The organism is Pseudomonas sp. EA_5y_Pfl2_R50 (genome assembly GCF_963970475.1).
Classification (GTDB): domain Bacteria; phylum Pseudomonadota; class Gammaproteobacteria; order Pseudomonadales; family Pseudomonadaceae; genus Aquipseudomonas.
In genome coordinates, this window is sequence record NZ_CAXAPT010000252.1 from 1 (window position 1) to 255 (window position 255).

At 59.2% G+C, this 255-nt stretch carries 1 protein-coding gene; it reads right to left on the reverse strand.

Translation table 11 applies throughout. The features are described from left to right. The coding region (locus AACY19_RS27690) for an EF-Tu/IF-2/RF-3 family GTPase (protein WP_339454676.1) at positions 1-255 on the reverse strand (255 nt) is incomplete at both ends.

Consider the following 255-nt stretch of genomic DNA (forward strand, 5'->3'; position numbering starts at 1 on the left):
CGGTGAACTTGGTGTGCGGCTTAACCGAACCCGGCTTAACCAGAACCTGACCACGCTCAACGTCGTCACGCTTGGTACCACGCAGCAGAACGCCGCAGTTCTCGCCAGCACGACCTTCGTCGAGCAGTTTGCGGAACATTTCAACACCGGTGCAGGTGGTGGTGGTGGTGTCACGCAGACCAACGATTTCCAGTGCATCCTGAACGCGAACGATACCGCGCTCGATACGACCAGTCACAACAGTGCCGCGACCCG